Origin of the sequence: Actinacidiphila cocklensis (assembly GCF_907177275.1) — a bacterium.
GTDB classification, from domain to species: Bacteria; Actinomycetota; Actinomycetes; order Streptomycetales; family Streptomycetaceae; genus Actinacidiphila; species Actinacidiphila cocklensis.
In genome coordinates, this window is sequence record NZ_CAJSLV010000093.1 from 1 (window position 1) to 20402 (window position 20402).

The following is a 20402-nucleotide window of genomic DNA, read 5'->3' on the forward strand; positions in this document are numbered from 1 at the left end:
GGCTCGGACGGCGGCGCGGACGCCGGCGACGGCGCCGCCGCGGAGGGCAGCGGCGGTACGGCGCCGAGCGCGCCGTCCGCGGGGAGCGGGGGCAGCAGCAGCGGCGCGAAGACCCCGCGGCTGGCCCCGACGTATCTGGTGCGGACCGCGGAGCTGAGCGTCCGCACCCCGCACGTCGAGGACGCGCTGCTGCGGGCCAGGACGCTGGCGGCCGCCGCGGGCGGCTACGCGGGCGACGAGGACACGGCCGTGGACGCGCAGGGCCACGCCACGTCCACGATCCAGCTGCGGGTGCCGCCCGCGGCGTACGACGGGCTGCTCGACGACCTCGCCCGGCTCGGCACCCTGCTGGGGCGCAAGGTCAGCGTGGACGACGTCACCAGCCAGGTGGTGGACGCGCAGAGCCGGATCAAGTCGCAGCAGGCCAGCGTCGACCGGGTCCGCAAGCTGATGGACCAGGCCTCGGGGCTCAGCGACGTGGTGTCGCTGGAGAGCGAACTGAGCACCCGGGAGTCCGCGTTGGAGGCGCTGGAGGCCCAGCAGGCGTCGCTGCGGGCGCAGGCGGACCTGGCGACGGTGACGCTGCGGCTGAGCGAGCCGCCGGTGAAGGCCGCGGTGCACAAGGAGCCGGAGAAGAAGAAGGACGGTTTCTGGAAGACGGTCGGCGGCGCCCTGAGCGACGGCTGGCACGCCTTCTACGTGACGGTGCGGGCCGTGCTCGTGGCGGTCTCCGCGGTCCTGCCCTTCCTGGCGCTGGCGGCGATCGTCGTGGTGGCCTGGCGGCTGCTGCGCCGGTGGCGGCCACGGACCGTGCCGGCCGGGCGTCCGCCGGCGATGCCGCGGACGGCCGCCCCGCTGCCCAAGCACCCGTCGGTGCCGGGGCCGCGCGGCGGGGCGGACCTGCACCAGGATGCCGCGCAGGACCCGTGGACGGAGCCGCCCGCGGCGCCGCCCGTGCCTCCGGCGAAGCCGTCGGACGGCGAGCAGGGGCCGTCCGACTGACCCCGGGGCCGGAGCCTCAGACCGCCTCGGTGGAGCTGTGGACGAAGTCCACGAGGCGGCTGAGGGCGTCCGGGTCGGTGGTGGGCAGGACGCCGTGGCCGAGGTTGAAGATGTGGCCGGTGCCGGCCGCGGCCGCGGCGTCCAGCACCTCGCGGGTCTTCGCCTCGACGGCCGCGGTCGGGGCGAAGAGCACCGCGGGGTCGAGGTTGCCCTGCAGGGCCTTGCCGGGGCCGACCCGCCGGGCGGCCTCGTCCAGCGGCACCCGCCAGTCGACGCCCATGACGTCGGCGCCGGCCTCGCTCATCAGGCCGAGCAGCTCGCCGGTGCCGACGCCGAAGTGGATGCGGGGCACCCCGTAGCCGGCGACGGCGTCGAAGACCTTCGCGGAGGCCGGCATCACATACCGTCGGTAGTCGGCGGGCGACAGCGCGCCGACCCAGGAGTCGAACACCTGCACCGCGCTCGCGCCCGCCTCGATCTGCACCTTCAGGAAGGCGGTGGTGATGTCGGCGAGCCGGTCGAGCAGGTCGCGCCACAGCTCGGGGTCGCCGTACATCAGCGCCTTGGTGCGCTCGTGGTTGCGGGACGGCCCGCCCTCGACGAGGTAGCTGGCCAGGGTGAAGGGGGCGCCGGCGAAGCCGATCAGCGGGGTGCTGCCCAGCTCGGCGGTGAGCAGGCCGACGGCCTCGGTGACGTAGCCGACGTCGGAGGGGTCCAGGTCGCGCAGCCGGGCCAGGTCCTGCCGATTGCGGATCGGGTCGGCGACGACGGGGCCGACGCCCGGCTTGATCTCCACGTCGAGGCCGATGGCCTTGAGCGGCACCACGATGTCGCTGAAGTAGACGGCCGCGTCCACGCCGTGCCGCCTGACCGGCTGGAGGGTGATCTCGGTGATCAGCTCGGGCCGCATGCACGACTCCAGCATCGGGACGCCCTCGCGCAGCTTCAGGTACTCGGGCAGTGACCGCCCGGCCTGCCGCATGAACCACACGGGGGTGTGCTGCACCGGTTCGTTCCGGCAGGCACGGATGAAGGGGGAAGCAGCGGTCTGCTGGTGCGCACTCACATCGGGCATCCTCCCACGGCGGGACAGGGCACCAGTTCCGGGGCCTCGGGTGTTGTTGCGCACGCAACGGGCGTCAGCGGCCTAGTCTTCCGGGCATGGCAGCGGTGCATGGGCAGCTCGGCGAGGACGACGGGGTCCCCTTTCCCTTTCAGCATGCGGTGGACGCCCTGCGGGGGGCGCGGGTGCGGTCCGAGGTGCGGATCGAGGAGGTGACGGCGCCGCGCCGGCTGGCCTCGTACGCCTACGCGCTGGAGGCCACGGTGGTGGCCGACGGCGAGGAGCTGGCCGACGGGCGGGTGGTGCTGCTGCACGAGCCGGCCGGGCACGACGCCTGGCACGGCACCTTCCGGCTGGTGACGCTGGCCAGGGCCGACCTGGAGCCGGAGATGGCCGGCGACCCGCTGCTGCCCGAGGTGAGCTGGTCCTGGCTGACCGGGGCACTGGCCGCGCACGGCGCCGACCACGGCGAGCCGAGCGGTACGGTCTCGCGCGCGTCGTCGCACTTCTTCGGGGGCCTGGCCGACCGGCCGGACGAGACCAGGATCGAGCTGCGGGCCTCGTGGTCGCCGCGGGAGCGGCCCGGCGGGACGATCGACGTCGCGGCGCACCTGGCGGCCTGGTGCGACCTGCTGTGCACGTTCGCGGGCCTGCCGCCCGCCGAGGGTCCCGACGCCTCCCTGCGTGGCACGGCCGGCGTGGTGCCGCTGCCCAAGCGGCGCACCTGACGCTGCGACAGCACCGGGCACCGCACGGCGGTGTCCGGCGCACAGCCGTGCCCTGCCTGCTCTGGCGTTCGATCGGTCGTCCGATTTGCCGGAATTGATGCTCAATAAATCGTGATCTTTCCCTAAAGGCCGGAGCAATTGCTGCCGAAGGAGACTGTGACCGTTCCAGTCCCCTTTTCACAGGAGGCCCGGTGTCCGTTCTTCTCGAGCAGCCCACGAGCCTGGTCGCCTACCGCCCCAGCAAGCCGACGGCCATGGTCGTCGTAGCCGACCCCCGCGTCCGCTCCACTGTCACCCGACACCTGTGGGCTCTCGGGGTTCGCGATGTGATCGAGGCCTCGTCGATCGCCGAGGCCCGACCCCGGGTCGGTAATCCCCGCGACATCTGCGTCGCCGACGTCCATCTCCCCGACGGCTCCGGCCTGACCCTGCTCGCCGAGACCCGTGCGGCAGGCTGGCCCAACGGCCTGGCGCTCTCCGCCGCCGACGACATCGGCGCGGTGCGCAACGCCCTGGCGGGCGGCGTCAAGGGCTACGTCGTCACCGGCACCCGCAACAGCCCCGGCTCCATGGCGGGCCGTCCGGGGCTCGCCCCGCTCGGCGCCACCGCCGCCCGCATGCAGCGCCGCCCGCCAGGCGCGTCCGGCCACCCCGGAAGCGGCTACCGCGAGCTGTCGGGGCGCGAGGTGGAGGTGCTGCGCCTCGTCGCCGAGGGCCAGTCCAACAAGGCGATCGGCGTCTCGATGGGCCTGTCGGCCCTGACCGTCAAGAGCCACCTCGCCCGGATCGCCCGGAAGCTCGGCACAGGGGATCGCGCCGGCATGGTCGCCGTCGCGCTCCGCACCGGCATCATCCACTGATCCGCCTCCCGCGCGGCAGGGGGCGGAACGTTACGCCGCCTGCCGCAGCCGGGGTGTCGCGCCCCGGCCTCCCCCGACGGAGGCCGGGGCGCGGCACCCCGGCAGGGACGAGCGAACCCCCGGAGGGCCAGGCACGGCTACCCTTGACAGGTGACCGACGCCAGAGACACCGCAACCCCGGAAGATGACGTCACGGCGCCGGTCCCGCTGCTGGACCCGCGCGAGGGCATCCCGCCGGTGACCGCGGACCCCGAGGCCCTCAAGGAAGTCGTCGCGGCCTTCGCCGCGGGTTCGGGACCGGTCGCCGTCGACGCCGAGCGCGCCTCCGGCTACCGCTACGGGCAGCGGGCCTACCTGGTCCAGCTGCGCCGTGCCGGAGCAGGGACCGCGCTGATCGACCCCGTGGGGTGCCCCGACCTGTCCACCCTGGACGCCGCACTGAGCGGCACCGAGTGGGTACTGCACGCCGCCACCCAGGATCTTCCGTGCCTGACCGAGCTGGGCATGCGCCCGACCTCGCTGTTCGACACCGAGCTGGCCGGGCGGCTGGCCGGCTTCCCGCGGGTCGGGCTCGGGGCGATGGTCGAGCAGGTGCTCGGCTTCGCCCTGGAGAAGGGCCACTCCGCGGTCGACTGGTCCACCCGCCCGCTGCCCGAGCCCTGGCTGCGCTATGCCGCGCTGGACGTGGAGCTGCTGGTCGACCTGCGCGACGCGCTGGAGGAGGAGCTGCGCACCCAGGGCAAGCTGGAGTGGGCGCTGCAGGAGTTCGCGGCGATCGCCGCCGCCCCGCCGCCGGCCCCCCGGGTGGACCCGTGGCGCCGGACCTCGGGCATGCACAAGGTCCGCAGGCGGCGCCAGATCGGCGTGGTGCGCGAGCTGTGGCTGGCCCGCGACCGGGCCGCCCGGGAGCGGGACGTGTCGCCCGGCCGGGTGCTGAGCGACGCGGCGATCGTGACCGCCGCGCTGGAGAACCCGCCGAACGTGCACGCGCTGGCCGCGCTGCCCGGTTTCGGGCACCGCATGGGCCGCCGCCAGCTCGACCAGTGGCAGGCCGCCGTGGATCGGGCGCGCGCCCTTCCCGAGCGCGAGCTGCCGCAGCCGACGGCCGCGTACAACGGTCCGCCCCCGCCGCGCGCCTGGGCCGACAAGGACCCGGAAGCCGCCGCCCGCCTGTCGGCGGCCCGTGCCGCGGTCACCGGTCTCGCGGAGGAGCTGAACCTGCCGCAGGAGAACCTGATCACCCCGGACACCGTCCGCCGGGTCTGCTGGTCGCCGCCCGGCGACCGCTCCCCCGAGGCCGTCGCGGCCGCGCTGACGGAGCTGGGCGCCCGCCCGTGGCAGGTCGAGCTGGCCGCCCCGCTGCTGGCGAAGTCCCTCACGGCCGGTCCGGCGACCGAGGAGTGACCCCGGGTCCCATGTGACCTACGCCGCTTCCCCGAGTTGCACTGTCCCAGTCGGTTACCCATGAGTAGCATGGTGGGTGACGCCGTACTCGCTCTGCGCAGTGCGGTGCGCCTCCGTCCACCATCCCCCCGGTCACGCCGGTGAGCGAGCCGAAGGTCGCGCCGGTGCCGAAAGGCAGATCGCGCGGAGGTCCCGAGGAACGAGGGACCGAGCACGATCGACCGTCGGCACCGGATCCGAAGCGACCGGAGGCGAGTGAACACAGAAAAAGGGAGCTGCTCGTGCCCCGTACTGCGAGGGATGTCGTCTTCGTCGACGGCGTCCGTACCCCGTTCGGCAAGGCGGGCCCGAAGGGCATCTACCACGAGACCCGCGCCGACGACCTGGTGATCAAGTGCATCCGGGAGCTGCTGCGGCGCAACCCGGACCTCGACCCGGCCCGGGTCGACGAGGTCGCGGTCGCCGCGACGACGCAGATCGGCGACCAGGGGCTCACCCTGGGGCGTACCGCGGGGATTCTGGCGGGGCTGCCGACGACCGTGCCCGGCTTCTCGATCGACCGGATGTGCGCCGGCGCGATGACCGCGGTGACGACGACGGCCGGCGGTGTCGCGTTCGGCGCGTACGACGTGGTGGTCGCGGGCGGTGTCGAGCACATGGGGCGGCACCCGATGGGCGAGGGCGTGGACCCCAACCCGCGGTTCGTCTCGGAGAAGCTGGTCGACGAGTCCGCGATGTTCATGGGCATGACCGCGGAGAACCTGCACGACCGCTTCCCGCAGCTGACCAAGGCGCGGGCGGACGAGTTCGCGGTGCGCAGCCAGGAGAAGGCGGCGAAGGCGTACGCCGACGGCCGCATCCAGCAGGACCTGGTGCCGATCGCGATCCGCCGCACCAACCCCGACGCCGGCGAGACCGGCTGGGGCCTGGCGACCGCGGACGAGCCGATGCGCCCCGGCACCACGCTGGAGCAGCTGGCCGGGCTCAAGACGCCCTTCAGGGCGCACGGCCGGGTCACCGCGGGCAACGCGGCGGGCCTCAACGACGGTGCGACCGCCTCGCTGCTGGCCGCCGAGGACGTCGCGCGCGAGCTGGGCCTGCCGGTGAAGATGCGCCTGGTGTCGTACGCCTTCGCGGGCGTCGAGCCCGAGGTGATGGGCATCGGCCCGATCCCGGCCACCGAGAAGGCGCTCGCCAAGGCCGGTCTGGGCATCGAGGACATCGGCCTGTTCGAGGTCAACGAGGCCTTCGCCGTCCAGGTGCTGTCGCTGCTCGACCACTACGGCATCGCCGACGACGACCCGCGGGTCAACCAGTACGGCGGCGCCATCGCCTTCGGCCACCCGCTGGCCTCCTCCGGGGTGCGGCTGATGACGCAGCTGGCCCGGCAGTTCGAGGAGCAGCCGCACGTGCGCTACGGCATCACCACGATGTGCGTCGGCTTCGGCATGGGCGGCACGGTCGTCTGGGAGAACCCGAACTTCGACGGGAGCGGCAAGTGAGCACCACCACGGAACTCCTCAAGGGTGCGGCCGAGCTGTTCCCCGGCGAGGTCGTCACCCAGGCGCAGGTGCGGCACGTCGACCTGCCCGGCGCGGGCCGCTTCGCCCTGATCACGCTGGACAACGGCCTGGACCACACCAAGCCGACCACCTTCGGGCCGCAGTCGCTCGCCAACCTCGACGCGGCGATCGACCAGGTCGAGAAGGAGGCGGCGGACGGCGCGATCACCGGCGTCGGCATCACCGGCAAGCCCTTCATCTTCGCGGTCGGCGCCGACCTCAAGGGCGTGGAGCTGCTGGGGCGCCACGAGGACGCGCTCGCCATCGGCAAGGGCGGCCACGACGTCTTCCGGCGGCTGTCCTCGCTCGCGGTCCCGACCTTCGCCTACTACAACGGCGCGGCGATGGGCGGCGGCGTCGAGGTCGGCCTGCACTGCACGTACCGCACCGTCTCCGCGTCGATCCCGGCCTTCTCGCTGCCCGAGGTCTTCCTCGGCCTGGTACCCGGCTGGGGCGGCTGCGCGCTGCTGCCGAACCTGATCGGCGCGGACCGCGCGGTCACCGTGATCATCGAGAACTCGCTCAACCAGAACCGCCAGCTCAAGGGCGCCCAGGTCTTCGAGCTGGGCATCGCCGACGCGCTCTTCGAGGCGGCGGACTTCCTGGAGCAGTCGCTGGTGTGGACCGCGGCGGTGCTCAGGGGCGAGATCGAGGTCGCGCGCCCCGCGGTGGACCGCGGCGAGGCGTGGGACCGCGCCGTGGAGCGCGGGCGCTTCATCGCCGACGGCAAGGTGCACGGCGCGGCCCCGGCCGCCTACCGGGCGCTGGACATCATCGCGGCGGCCAAGGACGGCGACCTGGGGCGCGGCTTCGACGCCGAGGACGCGGCGCTGGCCGACCTGATCATGGGCGGCGAGCTGCGCAGCGGCATCTACGCCTTCAACCTGGTGCAGCGGCGCGGCAAGCGCCCGGTCGGCGCCCCGGACAAGGCGCTTGCCAGGCCGGTGTCCAAGGTCGGCGTGGTCGGCGCCGGGCTGATGGCCTCGCAGCTGGCGCTGCTGTTCGTACGCCGCCTCGAAGTGCCGGTGGTGCTGACCGACATCGACCAGGAGCGGATCGACAAGGGCGTGGGCTACGTCCACGGCGAGATCGACAAGCTGCTGGCCAAGGGCCGGCTGGGCCAGGACGCGGCGAACCGCTACAAGGCGCTGGTGACCGGGCACCTCGACAAGGCCACGGCCTTCGGTGACGCGGACTTCGTCATCGAGGCGGTCTTCGAGGAGCTGGGCGTCAAGCAGAAGGTCTTCGCCGAGCTGGAGGCGGTGGTGCGCCCGGACGCGATCCTGGCCACGAACACCTCCTCGCTCTCCGTGACCGAGATGGCCGCCAAGCTCGACCACCCCGAGCGGGTGGTGGGCTTCCACTTCTTCAACCCGGTGGCGATCCTGCCGCTGCTGGAGATCGTCCGCGGCGAGGGCACCGACGACGCGTCGCTGGCCACTGCCTTCGCGGTGGCCAAGAAGCTGCGCAAGACCGCGGTGCTGGTCAAGGACGCGCCGGCCTTCGTCGTCAACCGCATCCTGACCCGCTTCATGGGCGAGATCCAGAACGTCATCGACGAGGGCACCCCGGTGGCCGTGGCCGAGAAGGCCATCGAGCCGCTGGGCCTGCCGATGTCCCCGCTGGTGCTGCTCGAACTGGTCGGACCGGCCATCGGCCTGCACGTCTCGCAGACCCTGCACGGCGCCTTCCCCGACCGCTTCACGGTCTCGGAGAACCTGGCGGCGGTCGTCAAGGCCGGCAAGCGCGGCTTCTACGTCTACGACTCCGGCCGTCCCGAGCTGGACCCGGAGGTCGCCGCCCTGCTCAAGCAGGGCGACAGCGTGCTGACCGGTCAGCAGGTGCGCGACCGGGTGCTGGACGCGGTGGCGCAGGAGATCGGGCTGATGCTGGACGAGGGCGTGGTCGCCGAGGCGCAGGACATCGACCTCTGCCTGATCACCGGTGCGGGCTGGCCCTTCCACCTGGGCGGCGTCACCCCGTACCTGGACCGCGAGGGCGTCTCGCAGCGGGTGAACGGCAAGCCGTTCCTGGCCCCGGGCGTCGCGAGCGTCCCGGCCTGACGCGGCCGTAGGAGGGGGGCGGGGCCGGCCACGGCCCCGCCCCCCTCCGCTGCGTTCAGCCGCGGGGCCGGCTGCCCGCGGGGGCCGGCGTGGCGAGCAGCGCCACCGTCAGGTCGCGGACCAGCGACTTGCGTTCGTGGTCGTCCAGCTCCACCAGGCCGCGGTCGGTGATCCCGCGCAGGGTGTCGGCCACCGCGCCCAGGACGTCGTCGAGCACCGCCCTGCGCTGCCTGGCCTCCAGCGTCGCGATCCTGGCGCGGCGCATCACCGCGGCGACCTCGGGGGCGTACTCCAGCCGTACCGGGGTCACCGAGAAGACCTCCACGCCCGCCTCCCGCACCGCCGCGGCCACCAGGCGCCCCAGCTCGTCGCGGAGCCGGTCGCAGTCCCGCAGCGTCACCGCGTCGCCGCGCTCGCCGCCGAAGTCGTCGGCCGGGTGCCGGGAGACGGCGCGGGCGACCGCCGCCTCGACCTCCTCGCGCAGCAGCCGGGTGCAGTCGTCCACCGCGAAGGCGGCCCGTGCGGTCTCCCTGATCCGCCACACCAGCAGCACCGTGACCTGCACGGGGGTGCCGTGCGCGTCGACCGCGTCGATCGGGCGGCTGCGCCAGTGCCGCAGCGAGACGTCCATCCTCCGTCGCCTGAGCAGCGGGCTGATCCACAGCAGCCCGGTGCGGCGGACCGTGCCGCGGTAGCCGCCGTGCCGGGTGAGCACCCAGACGCTGCCGGGCCGGCCGCGTGCCAGCCCGCAGGCCGCGAGGGCGGCGACCGCGCCGATCACGACCAGGCCGCTCCACAGGCCGCTCCCCCGGGCCGCGTCCCGCGGCGGGTCGGGAAGCAGGCCGCCGGCCGGCGGGAGCGGCAGCAGCCCTGCCCGCCACAGCAGCCAGCCCGCCGCGGCGACGGCGGCCAGCAGCGCGGTGCCCGCCGTCCACCCGGGCAGGCACGGCCCCGCCCGCTCGGCGAGCGGGTCGGCGGGGGGCACGACCCGCGGCATGAGCAGCGTCTGCTCGGCGGCAGGACCCGCCTGCCCGGGCACCTCGGCCTGCCCGTAGGCCCCCGGCTCGACGGAGGGCTCCACGCGGTCCAGCCGGGCCGTGCGGTCGTAGGGCCCCTGGCCGTCGGCCGGTTCCGGCTGCCCCGGGCGGGGGGCGGGTTCGTACGGCCCCGGCTCTGCGGGCGGGGCCGTGTCGGGGGAAGTCACGAGAGCAGTCGCCTCCGCGTCTCGGGGCCGGGGTGTCCGTCGGCGCTGCGGCCCGACCAGCCCGTGGCGCGCTGGAGGGTGACCGTGGCCGCGGTTCCGCCGAGCGCGGTGCCCGCGGTGCCCGCGGCGGCGGCGGCGGCGGCGGCGGCGGCGGCGGCCAGTATCCGCGTGGCACCGGTGCTGGTGAGGCCCCAGCTGTCGCGGGCCATGGACTCGGCGAGGCGCTGCCGTGCGCAGCCCTCGCAGCCGCACGCGGGCGGCGGCTCGACGTCGTAGAACAGCGGCATCGACATGCGCGCACCACTCCTCCGTGATCGGGCGTCACATGCCCTTACTACCCGATTTGCCCGGAAAGTTGACGATTCCGGAGAGATCGGCACAGGAAGGGTGAATCGCCCGACCGCGGAGGAGTGGTGGAGGACCGGAAGGGCGTCAGCCGGCCAGCGCGGGGGTGTTCGTCGGGACGGCCTGCAGGGCGATGACCCGCTTGGCCTCCTTGAGGATCTGGGCACGCAGCGCCGCCGGGGTCAGCGAGGAGTGCACGTCCTTGACCACGACGCCGTTGATCTCCACGACGGGGACCGTGCCGTAGCCGGCGGCCGCGAAGTCCTGCTGCGACTTGTCCACCCAGCCCTCGTGGTCGCGCTGCTCGATGCACGGGTCGAAGCCGGCGGTCTTGATCTTGCCCGCCTTGGCGGCCAGCTTCTTCATCAGGTTCTCGCTGGCCAGCGCGTCGTCCTTGGGGTCGGTGGGCTGGTGCTTCCAGACCTCGCCGACGAAGGCGGTGAAGCGGCTCTGGTCCTGCGCGCAGGCCGCGGCGTTGGCCGCCACCAGGGCGCCCGAGCCGCCGTACTGCTTGTCGGAGGCGGTCACCAGGCGGTACTGGAACTGCACCTGGCCGGTGGCCAGCAGCTGCTGGAAGGTCGCCTCGTACTCCTCGTGGAAAGCCTTCGAGTCGGGGCTGCGCAGGTCCTCGTAGACCGTGACGGTCACCGGGACCGTGGGGTGCACAGGAATGCCGAGCTTGGGGCCGGCCGGGGTGGTGGGGCTGGGCGACGCGCCGTCCGTCGGGGCTGCCGCGGGCGGCTGGGCCGCGGCCACCGCGCCACTGGGCTCGGAGACCTTGGTGTCCTTGTTGCCGCGGACATGGGCGCCGATCACCGCCGACACGCCGAAGACCACGACCATCGCCGTCGCGCCGACCGCATACGGGCGCAGCCGGTCGAGAAGGGTCTTGCGCTTCTTCTTCGGGGCCGCCGAACCGCCGGGAGTGTCGGGTCCCTTGGACTCCGTCATTGCTACGCCACCTCGATCATCCGCACTGCTCTCGCGCATTTCTACCATCGGTACCGGGAGCCCCGTTAACGGGGCTCCCGGGCCGCGGTACGCGGGGGCGCGGTCCGCGCGGTGCGGTCAGTCCTTGGCGAGCTCGGCGGCAGTGCCCGCGCCGTCGCCGGCCGCGGCGTCGGCGGCATCGTCGGCGAACCTGCCGTCGATGGTGGCGACGACCCCGGTGACCTGGCGGGCGATGTCAGGGGCCGTCAGGCCGATCGCGGCCATCACGTCCTTGCGCGAGCCGTGCGCGAGGAACTGCGGCGGGATGCCGAAGTCGCGCAGCGGCACGTCCACCTCGGTGTCGCGCAGCGCCTGGGCGACGGCCGAGCCGACGCCGCCGGCCCTGCCGTTGTCCTCGACGGTGACGACCAGCCGGTGCCGGGCGGCGAGGCCGGGCAGCTCGGCGTCCACCGGCTTGACCCAGCGCGGGTCGACCACGGTGCTGGTGATGCCCTGGGCGTCGAGCAGCGCGGCGATCTCCAGGCACATCGGGGCCAGCGCGCCCACCGACACCAGCAGCACGTCCGGCTGCCCGGCGCCGGCCGGCTCGCGCAGCACGTCCATGCCGCCGATCCGCCCGACGGCGGCGACGGCCGGGCCGACCGCGCCCTTGGAGTAGCGGACCACGGTGGGGGCGTCCTCGACCTCGACGGCCTCCCGCAGCTGCGCCCTGACCTGGTCGGCGTCGCGCGGCGCGGCGATCCGCAGGCCCGGGACGACCTGCAGGATCGACATGTCCCACATGCCGTTGTGCGAGGGGCCGTCGCTGCCGGTCACGCCGGCCCGGTCCAGGACGAAGGTGACACCGCACTTGTGCAGGGCGACGTCCATCAGGACCTGGTCGAAGGCCCGGTTGAGGAAGGTCGCGTAGACCGCGAAGACCGGGTGCAGGCCGCCGGTGGCCAGGCCCGCGGCCGAGACGGCGCCGTGCTGCTCTGCGATGCCGACGTCGAAGACCCGGTGGGGGAAGGCGGCGGCGAACTTGGTCAGGCCGACCGGGTGCAGCATCGCCGCGGTGATGGCCACGATGTCGGACCGCTCCTTGCCCAGCTCCAGCATCTCGTCACCGAAGACCGAGGTCCAGTCCGCGCCGCCCGCGGAGATGGGCAGCCCGGTGTCGGGGTGGATCGGGCCGATGCCGTGGAAGCGGTCGGTCTCGTCGCGCTCGGCCGGGGTGTAGCCGCGGCCCTTCTCGGTGATGCAGTGCACGATGACCGGCCCGCCGAAGCGCCGGGCGCGCTGCAGCGCGGACTCCACGGCCTCGATGTCGTGGCCGTCGATCGGGCCGACGTACTTCAGGCCCAGGTCCTCGAACATCCCCTGCGGGGTGATGAAGTCCTTGAGGCCCTTCTTGGCGCCGTGCAGCGTCTCGTAGAGGGGCCGGCCGATGAGCGGGGTGCGCTCCAGCACCTCCTTGGTGCGGGCCAGGAACTGCTCGTAGCCGTCGGTGGTGCGCAGGGTCGCCAGGTGGTTGGCGAGGCCGCCGATGGTCGGCGAGTACGACCACTCGTTGTCGTTGACGACGATGACCAGCGGGCGGTCCTTGGCGGCGGCGATGTTGTTCAGCGCCTCCCAGGCCATGCCGCCGGTCAGTGCACCGTCGCCGATGACGGCGACGACGTGGTCGTCGCGGTCCAGCAGCTCGTTGGCCTTGGCCAGGCCGTCGGCCCAGCCCAGCACCGTCGAGGCGTGGCTGTTCTCGATGACGTCGTGCTCGGACTCGGCGCGCGAGGGGTAACCCGACAGGCCCCCGGTGCTCTTGAGCCGGGCGAAGTCCTGGCGTCCGGTCAGCAGTTTGTGCACGTAGGCCTGGTGGCCGGTGTCGAAGAGGATGCGATCGGCGGGCGAGTGGAAGACGCGGTGCAGCGCGATCGTCAGCTCCACCACCCCGAGGTTCGGTCCGAGGTGTCCGCCGGTCTTGGAGACCGCTTCGACGAGGAAGGAGCGGATCTCGGCGGCCAGCTGCACGAGCTGCTGCTGGTCGAGCCGGTCGAGGTCGCGGGGTCCGTTGATACGGGTCAGCACTGCCACCCGATCCTCCTCTGCCTGTCGCTCCGGGCCGATCTGGCCTTCGACGAGTCTAATGTTCCGGTTACCGGCGCGTCGGCCGCCCCATGCGATGTCGGTCACGGCGCTGCCTTGCCCTCTTCCCGTGCGCCCGCGCACGCCAAACCGCCGGGCGGTCCTGGAGGCCAGGTCCGTCCGGCGGTTCGGGAGGTGCGGTACGGGCGCGCGGCGGTGACCCGCCGCGCGCCTGCGGGGTGTTACGCGCGGCCCGAGGACCGCTGGGTGCGGCGCGAGACCGAGTCGACCACGACGGCGGCGAGCAGCACCGCGCCGGTGATCATGTACTGGATCGACTGGTCCATGTTCAGCAGGTCGAGACCGGTCTGGATGGACTGGATGACCAGCATGCCGAGCAGGGCCGACCAGACGTTGCCGCGACCGCCGAACAGGCTCGTACCGCCGATGACAGCGGCGGCGATGGCGAGCATCAGCAGGTTGCCGGTACCGGCCTGCAGGGTGGCGGTGTAGGTCTGGCCGGCCAGGAACAGGCCGCCGATGGCCGCGAAGCCGCCGGAGATCGCGAAGACCTGGATACGGATCATGGCCACGTTGATACCGGCGCGGCGGGCCGCCTCGATGCTGCCGCCGACCGCGAAGACCTTGCGGCCGAAGGTGGTGCGGCGCAGCACGAAGTCGCAGACCACCAGGGTGGCCAGGAAGATCACCAGGGCGTTGGGCACACCGGCGGACTTGTTGAGCACGTACGCGGCCGTGTAGGCCACGATGGCCAGCGCGACGGTGCGCACGAGGATCTCGCTGGTGGGCCGGAAGGGCACACCGGCGGACCGGCGGCGGCCCTGGTCGATCAGCGAGCCGATCAGCAGGGCGGCGACGCCCAGGGTGGCCAGGACGTAGGCGCCGGCGATGCTCTGGTTCATGAAGAAGGAGCGCTGGCCCAGGACGTGCAGCAGGCCCTTGTCCTGGATCGTGAGGCTGCCCGTGCCGCGCAGCAGCCACTGCATCAGACCGGTCCAGCCCAGGAAGCCCGCCAGGGTGACGACGAACGCCGGCACGCCGATCTTGGCGAAGAAGAAGCCGTGTATCGCGCCGATGGCGATACCGGTGAGGACGGTCAGCACGACCGCGAGCCACGAGTTCAGGCCGTGGGTGACGCTCAGGCTGGCGAAGACCGCCGACGCCAGACCGCTGACCGAGGCGACCGACAGGTCGATCTCGCCGAGCAGCAGCACGAACACCAGGCCGACCGCGAGCATGCCGGTACCGGCCATGAAGTAGCAGATGTTGACCATGTTCGCGGAGCTGAGGAACAGGCTGTCCTTCAGCTGGAAGATGGTCCAGATGATCACCAGCGCGAGGATGACCGGGAGCGAGCCCAGCTCGCCGCCCTTGAGCTTGCGCTTGAACTCGGTGAGGTAGCCCTTGAAGCCTTCCTCACGGATGAGCAGCCGGGGGTCCAGCGGCGCGACGGCCGGCGGCGGCACCTCGTCCAGCGGCTGGTGCATCGTCGTCTTGTCGCTCACTGGGTCGCCTCCGCGTTGCGCGCCAGCCGGCGGGTCACGGCGTTGTCCGTGGCTCCGGTGATCGCGGCGATGATCTGTTCGTTGGTGGTGCCCTTGACCGGGAAGGCACCGTTGTTCTTGCCGAGGCGCAGCACGTGGACGGTGTCCGCGACAGCCGTGACGTCGGCCATGTTGTGGCTGATCAGAATCACGCCGAGGCGGCGCTCGCGCAGCCGCTCGACCAGGTCGAGGACCTGGGCGGTCTGCTCGACACCGAGGGCGGCGGTCGGCTCGTCGAGGATGACGACCTTGGGGTCACCGATCAGCGCACGGGCGATGGCCACCACCTGGCGCTGGCCACCGGAGAGGCTGGCGATCGGAATTCTGACGCTGGGAATGCGGATCGACAGCGTGTTCAGAAGTTCGCGGGAGCGCTTTTCCATCGTGACCTCGTCGAGGCTGCCGTAACGCAGCAGCTCCCGCCCGAGGTAGAGGTTGCCGACCACGTCGAGGTTGTCGCACAGTGCGAGGTCCTGGTAGACGGTGGCGATACCGAGACCCTGGGCGTCCTGCGGCCGGTTGATGTGCACCGGCCGGCCTTCCCACTCGATGACGCCCTCGTCGACGGGGTGAACACCCGCGATTGTCTTGACCAGGGTGGACTTGCCGGCTCCGTTGTCACCTACGAGGGCGACTACTTCTCCGGCATGGACCTCCAGCTCTACATCGGTGAGGGCCTGGACCGCACCGAATCGCTTGGAGACTCCGCGCAACGCCAGCACGGGCGTAGCGGACACGTGAACCATCTCCTTCGCCGCCTGACCGGCGGGGATGCCGCGTGCTGAACTGAACAGCCGCGGAGGGAGTGCACAAAGCACAGGATTACAAAGTGAACGGGGAAGGGGTAGTACCCCTGCCCCGAATCGTTCTCCCGCAAGCGTTTCCGTCCGGCGCCCCGCCCCTAGCGGGGTGTTTGGTCGGGGCGGGGCGCCGGACAGGCCTGCGGTGTGCGGTGCGGAGCCGGGGAACCGGTCCGAACCGCGGGGTACGGACTAGGAGATGCCGGCGGCGGCGCACGCCGCGGCGAAGTCCGAGGTGCAGATCTGGTCCTTGGTGTACAGACCGTCCTTGACGACCGTGTCCTTGATGTTGGCCTTGGTCACGGAGAAGGCGGGCAGCAGCTTCGCCGGGATCTCGGCGCCGCCGTTCTGCTTCGCGGTGGTGTCGGCGACGGTCTTGAAGTCCTTGCCGTTCAGCAGGTCGACCGCGATCTCGGCGGTGGCGTCAGCCTCGGGCTTGTAGGGCTTGTAGATCGTGCTGGTCTGGGTACCGGCCAGCAGGCGCTGCACGCCCGCGAGTTCCGCGTCCTGACCGGTCAGCGGCGGGTTGACGCCGGCACCCTTGAGCGAGGTCGCGATACCGCCGGCCATACCGTCGTTGGCGGAGTAGACGCCGGCGATGTTCTTCCCGCCGAGCTGGGTGATCGCCGCGGACATCTTCTGCGCCGCGACGGTGTCCTTCCACAGACCCGACTGCTCGTAGGCGATCTTCACCTTGCCGTCGAGGATCTTGTGGGCGCCGGCCTTGAACATGGCGGCGTTCGGGTCGGCCGGGTCACCGTTGATCATGACGACGGGGGCGGTCGGCGTGGCCTTCGGACCCATGGCGTCGAGCAGCGCCTGACCCTGCAGCTCGCCGATCTTCTCGTTGTCGTAGCTGACGTACGCGGAGATCGGACCCTCGGCGAGGCGGTCGTACGCAACGACCTTGATGCCCTTGTCAACAGCGGCCTGGACGGAGGACTTGATGCCGGTCGAATCCTGGGCGTCCAGGATGAGGACCTTCACACCCTTGGCGATCATGCTGCTGACCTGCTGCGCCTGCTTGGCCGGGTCACCGGCGGCGTTGTCGTACTGCACGCTGCAGTCCGGGCACAGCTCCTTGATCTTGTTCACGATCAGCGGCTTGTCGAACTTCTCGTACCGGGTGGTCGCGTTCTCCGGCAGCAGCAGGCCGATCGACTTGTTCTTGCTGTCGCTGCTGCTGCCGCTGGAGCCCTTGTCGTCACCGGCCTTACCACAGGCGGCCATGGTGAGCGCGATCGAAACCGCAGCCGTCCCGACGACGATTCGACGCGTCATTGCGTTCATGTGAGGTGCCTCCCTGACAGGGCCGCAACACCGCGGCCGAGGTGCTGGTGAGTCAACTCCGGCTGACACCCTGTCGTCAAGAAGTAAACACTTAACGAGATGGCAACGGCGCGTTTCGTTAGCTGTGTGAACGCTCAGTTATGCCGAAAAGGCCGGTGTGTCAACGGGTTGATTTCCGTCCAAAAGGGTCGAATCGCCCATCTCACTCAGAACCAGGGCAAGCGCTCCCAGAACCTCCGCCCGCGCACCGAGCGCCCCGGGCACCACGGACAGCCGCTGGGCGGCGCTGGGGATCGCGTAGCGTGACACCGACTCCCTTATCGGGCCGAGCACCAGCTCCCCCGCCTCGGCCAGGTCGCCGCCCAGCACGATGCGGCTGGGGTTGAGCAGGTTGCACAGGCTGGCCACGCCCATCCCTATGTGGCGCCCGACGTCCCCGGTCACCCGGCGGCAGCCCGGGTCGCCCTCGCGGGCCAGCTGCACCATGCGCGGCACGGTCAGCCCCTCGCCGTGGCTGCCGCGCAGCAGCTCAAGCACGTAGCGGGCCGCGGTGAAGGTCTCCAGGCAGCCGCGGTTGCCGCAGCGGCAGACAGGACCCGACTCGTCCAGCGTGATGTGACCGATCTCGCCCGCCGTGCCGCCCGGGCCGCGATAGATCCGGCCGTCGATCACCAGGCCGGCGCCGACGCCGCTCGCCACCTTGATGTAGGCCAGGTCCTTGACCCCGCGGCCGCCGCCCCAGACCAGCTCGCCGAGCGCGCCGAGGTTGGCGTCGTTGTCCACCTGGACCGGGACGCCGAGCCGGTCGGACATCTCCTGGCGCGGGTTGACACCGCTCCAGCCCGGCAGAATCGCGGTCGAGCCGAGCGCCCCGGTCTCCACGTCGATCGGCCCGGGCACCCCGAGCCCCACGCCGAGCACCTTCTCGGGGCTGATGCCGGTGGACTCCACGAGCCGGGCCACCAGCTGCTCGGCCCGGTCGAAGCCCTGCGAGGCCGACGCGTCCACGTCGATCGGCTCCGACTGCTCGGCCAGCACCTGGTGTGCCAGGTTGCCGACCGCGACCCGCAGGTGGGAGTGGCCGAAGTCGACGCCGACCACGATGCCGGCGTCCCCGGACAGCGCCACGCTGCGCGCCCGCCGACCCCCCGAGGAGGTCGGCGTGACCTGCACCGTTCCGTTGTCCCGCAGCTCGCGTACGATATTGGACACGGTCGCAGCCGACAGACCGGTACTGCGCGCGATCTCCGCCTGGGTGAGCGATCCGGCCAGTCGTACGGCACGCACCACGCGTTCCAGATTGGCCCGGTGCAGCGACGACTGCGATCCCGGAGTCTCCACGACATCCACTCCTGCCCGGCAGGCGGCCCGTGTCCGTCTGCCCGCATGGGACGGGGCCGACTCTGATGCCGGATGCAGCACACCAGCGAGACCCCGTCGTCTACAACATGTGAACTCTAAGTTGAGTGTTTGGGGTGATGTCCCGTCAAGGGGGAGAACCACACCGTTATGCGATTCGGCTCGGCGAACGCCGATCAGCGGCTCCGCTGAGAGCGGAGCCGCCGAGCGTCGGCCGACCGTGCGCGGGTGTGGCGACGGGTGCCTGGGGGTGTCGGAGTGGGCCTACTTGAGCGCCCCCGCGGTGAGTCCGGCCTGCACCTGGCGCTGGAAGACGATGTACACGGCCAGTACCGGGAGCATGGCGATCGACAGTCCCGCGAAGAGCCCGCCCCAGTCGCCCTGGTAGCCCTGCTGCACCGCGAGGTCGGCCAGACCCTGGGTGAGCACCCACTTGCTGGTGTCGCCCTGGTTCAGCACCAGCGGCAGCAGGTACTGGTTCCACTGCCCCAGCACGTTGAAGATCCCGATGCTGATGATGCCGGGCTTGGCCATCGGCACCATGATCTGGAAGAACGTCCTGGTGTGCGAGGCGCCGTCCACCAGCGCCGCCTCCGCCACCGACGTCGGCAGGGTGCGGAAGAACGACGCCATGAAGAAGACGGTGAAGGGCAGCGAGTAGGCGATGTAGACCAGGATCAGCCCCGGCAGGGTGTTGATGATGCCGAGGTTGGTGGTCACGAAGAACAGCGGCACCAGCACCATGACCACCGGGAAGGCCATGCCGCCCACGAAGGTGAAGTAGATCAGCCGGTTGCCGGGGAACTCGAAGCGGGCCAGCACGTAGGCCGCCATCGACCCGAAGAGCATGGTGCCGAGGGTCGAGAAGCCGACCACGATGACGGTGTTGATGAAGTACTGGCCCATGTTCGCCTTCGACCAGGCGTGGGACCAGTTCTCGAAGTGGAAGTGGGTCGGCAGCGACAGCGGGTGGCTGAGGATGTCGCCCGAGCTCTTGAAGGAGCTCCACAGCGCCCACAGCAGGGGCAGGCCCACCATCAGTCCCCATACGGCCAGGAAGACGTGGCTGAAGGCGTTCAGCACGCCGCCCTCGCTGCGCCGCCACTTCCAGCGGGCCGCGTTCGAGGCGGGTGTGCCGGACTTGCGGGGCGGGGAGCCGGGGGTGGCGTCCTCGATCGTGTCGGTTGTCATAGCGGCACCCCTAGAACTCGATACGCTCGCGGCGCGACAGCCGCAGCGTCAGTACGGCGAACAGCAGCGTCACGAGCAGCATGGCGACACCCATGGCCGCCGCCAGGCCGTACTGGCTGTTGTCCCGGAAGGCCGTCTTGAACAGCAGCAGCGGCACCACGTCGGTCTTCTCGTTGGGACCGCCGTTGTTGACCGACATCAGCTGCACGTAGGCGAAGGCGTCCATCGCGATGATGCCCATGTAGACCCAGCCGGTGGCGACGGTGTCGGACAGCAGCGGCAGGGTGACCCTGAAGAAGGTGGTCGACCGGTTGGCGCCGTCCAGCAGCGAGGCCTCGTAGATCTCGGTGGGGATGGAGGACATCCCGGCCGAGAAGAGCACCACGTAGAAGCCGACGTTCGCCCAGACCATCACCGCCATGATGCAGGCCAGTGCGAGCTTCGGGTCGCCCAGCCAGGTCTGCGAGCCGATCCCGACCGCCCCCAGCACGACGTTGAGCACGCCCTCGTCGGGGTCGGGGTTGTAGACCTGCTGCCACAGGATGGCGATCACCGCGACCGACAGCACCTGCGGGAAGAAGAAGATGATCTTGTAGGCGCCCGACCCCCTCACACCGGCGACCGACGCACTGCCTTTGCGCCGGCCGCCGACGTTGAGCATGAAAGCGAAGAACAGACCGAGCGCCAGCGTCACCACGGGCACGATCAGCAGCAGCAGGATGTTGTGCCACAGGGACTGCCAGAAGAGGTGGTCATGAATGATCTTCCGGTAGTTCCCGAACCCGATGTAGTGCTTGTCGGGGGTGAGCCCGGTCCAGTCCGTCAGGGAGATCTGGAAATCCTGTACGAAGGGCGAGATCACAAGGACCCCGTACAGCGCCAGGGGGATCGCCAGAAATCCGATGATGAACCGGTACTTGCCGTGTCGCATGTCGCCGGTCGCTCTCGTCTCAG

Annotated in this window: 17 protein-coding genes; 6 read left to right on the forward strand and 11 right to left on the reverse strand. The window is 71.5% G+C overall.

Annotated elements, in window-relative coordinates; translation table 11 throughout:
* Positions 1-1002: DUF4349 domain-containing protein (locus NFU81_RS33580; RefSeq protein WP_251498809.1), on the forward strand; the 1002-nt coding region annotated here is incomplete at its 5' end.
* A gap of 16 nt (positions 1003-1018) precedes the next feature.
* Here NFU81_RS33580 and hemE read toward each other — a convergent pair.
* On the reverse strand, positions 1019-2068 hold the full coding sequence (hemE, locus tag NFU81_RS33585) for a uroporphyrinogen decarboxylase (protein ID WP_251498812.1): 1050 nt from the start codon (positions 2066-2068) through the stop codon (positions 1019-1021).
* Between the two features lie 95 nt (positions 2069-2163).
* Between hemE and NFU81_RS33590 the strand changes: the two genes are divergently transcribed.
* From NFU81_RS33590 to NFU81_RS33610, 5 genes are all read left to right on the forward strand, one after another.
* Positions 2164-2793, forward strand: a complete 630-nt coding sequence (locus NFU81_RS33590; protein WP_251498815.1) for a DUF3000 domain-containing protein — start codon at positions 2164-2166, stop codon at positions 2791-2793.
* A gap of 191 nt (positions 2794-2984) precedes the next feature.
* The gene (locus tag NFU81_RS33595) at positions 2985-3653 is read left to right on the forward strand and encodes a response regulator transcription factor (RefSeq protein WP_033177087.1); all 669 of its coding nucleotides are present in this window, start codon (positions 2985-2987) and stop codon (positions 3651-3653) included.
* 150 nt (positions 3654-3803) lie between these two features.
* A complete protein-coding gene (locus NFU81_RS33600; RefSeq protein ID WP_251498818.1) occupies positions 3804-5057 on the forward strand; it encodes an HRDC domain-containing protein in 1254 nt (417 codons plus the stop codon).
* 281 nt (positions 5058-5338) lie between these two features.
* Positions 5339-6559, forward strand: coding sequence for a thiolase family protein (locus NFU81_RS33605; protein ID WP_251498821.1), 1221 nt, complete (start codon positions 5339-5341; stop codon positions 6557-6559).
* A complete protein-coding gene (locus tag NFU81_RS33610) occupies positions 6556-8682 on the forward strand; it encodes a 3-hydroxyacyl-CoA dehydrogenase NAD-binding domain-containing protein (RefSeq protein WP_251498823.1) in 2127 nt (708 codons plus the stop codon). The genes NFU81_RS33605 and NFU81_RS33610 overlap by 4 nt, the downstream gene beginning before the upstream one ends.
* A gap of 55 nt (positions 8683-8737) precedes the next feature.
* On the opposite strand, the gene NFU81_RS33615 is transcribed toward NFU81_RS33610, so the two are convergent.
* The 10 genes from NFU81_RS33615 to NFU81_RS33660 form a co-directional block, all read right to left on the reverse strand.
* Positions 8738-9886 carry an SPFH domain-containing protein gene (locus NFU81_RS33615; RefSeq protein WP_251498826.1) on the reverse strand — a complete coding sequence of 383 codons (1149 nt, stop codon included), beginning with the start codon at positions 9884-9886 and terminating at the stop codon, positions 8738-8740.
* Positions 9883-10179, reverse strand: coding sequence for a hypothetical protein (locus tag NFU81_RS33620; protein ID WP_251498829.1), 297 nt, complete (start codon positions 10177-10179; stop codon positions 9883-9885). Before NFU81_RS33620 ends, NFU81_RS33615 begins: the two co-directional genes overlap by 4 nt.
* A gap of 139 nt (positions 10180-10318) precedes the next feature.
* Positions 10319-11182 carry a thioredoxin domain-containing protein gene (locus NFU81_RS33625; protein ID WP_251498831.1) on the reverse strand — a complete coding sequence of 288 codons (864 nt, stop codon included), beginning with the start codon at positions 11180-11182 and terminating at the stop codon, positions 10319-10321.
* Between the two features lie 117 nt (positions 11183-11299).
* A complete protein-coding gene (dxs, locus tag NFU81_RS33630; RefSeq protein ID WP_251498833.1) occupies positions 11300-13252 on the reverse strand; it encodes a 1-deoxy-D-xylulose-5-phosphate synthase in 1953 nt (650 codons plus the stop codon).
* Positions 13253-13485: 233 nt separating this feature from the next.
* Entirely contained in the window at positions 13486-14751 is a 1266-nt protein-coding gene (locus NFU81_RS33635; RefSeq protein WP_251498891.1) for a sugar ABC transporter permease, read from the reverse strand.
* A 14-nt stretch (positions 14752-14765) separates the two neighbouring features.
* Positions 14766-15554 (reverse strand): ATP-binding cassette domain-containing protein, encoded by a 789-nt coding sequence (locus NFU81_RS33640; RefSeq protein WP_251498835.1) that lies wholly within the window; start codon positions 15552-15554, stop codon positions 14766-14768.
* A 246-nt stretch (positions 15555-15800) separates the two neighbouring features.
* Positions 15801-16898: a sugar ABC transporter substrate-binding protein gene (locus NFU81_RS33645; RefSeq protein WP_251498837.1), complete on the reverse strand. Its 1098-nt coding sequence runs from the start codon at positions 16896-16898 to the stop codon at positions 15801-15803.
* Between the two features lie 138 nt (positions 16899-17036).
* Entirely contained in the window at positions 17037-18239 is a 1203-nt protein-coding gene (locus NFU81_RS33650) for an ROK family transcriptional regulator (protein ID WP_251498839.1), read from the reverse strand.
* Between the two features lie 282 nt (positions 18240-18521).
* On the reverse strand, positions 18522-19448 hold the full coding sequence (locus NFU81_RS33655) for a carbohydrate ABC transporter permease (protein ID WP_251498841.1): 927 nt from the start codon (positions 19446-19448) through the stop codon (positions 18522-18524).
* 10 nt (positions 19449-19458) lie between these two features.
* Positions 19459-20379: a carbohydrate ABC transporter permease gene (locus NFU81_RS33660; protein WP_251498844.1), complete on the reverse strand. Its 921-nt coding sequence runs from the start codon at positions 20377-20379 to the stop codon at positions 19459-19461.
* Positions 20380-20402: the final 23 nt, after the last annotated feature.

Coding starts and splice junctions, on each gene's coding strand:
- NFU81_RS33590 (WP_251498815.1), top strand. CDS start 2,164: ATGGCAGCGGTGCATGGGCAGCTCGGCGAGGACGACGGGGTCCCCTTT.
- NFU81_RS33620 (WP_251498829.1), bottom strand. CDS start 10,179: ATGTCGATGCCGCTGTTCTACGACGTCGAGCCGCCGCCCGCGTGCGGC.
- NFU81_RS33625 (WP_251498831.1), bottom strand. CDS start 11,182: ATGACGGAGTCCAAGGGACCCGACACTCCCGGCGGTTCGGCGGCCCCG.
- NFU81_RS33635 (WP_251498891.1), bottom strand. CDS start 14,751: ATGCACCAGCCGCTGGACGAGGTGCCGCCGCCGGCCGTCGCGCCGCTG.
- NFU81_RS33640 (WP_251498835.1), bottom strand. CDS start 15,554: ATGGTTCACGTGTCCGCTACGCCCGTGCTGGCGTTGCGCGGAGTCTCC.
- NFU81_RS33645 (WP_251498837.1), bottom strand. CDS start 16,898: ATGAACGCAATGACGCGTCGAATCGTCGTCGGGACGGCTGCGGTTTCG.
- NFU81_RS33655 (WP_251498841.1), bottom strand. CDS start 19,448: ATGACAACCGACACGATCGAGGACGCCACCCCCGGCTCCCCGCCCCGC.
- NFU81_RS33660 (WP_251498844.1), bottom strand. CDS start 20,379: ATGCGACACGGCAAGTACCGGTTCATCATCGGATTTCTGGCGATCCCC.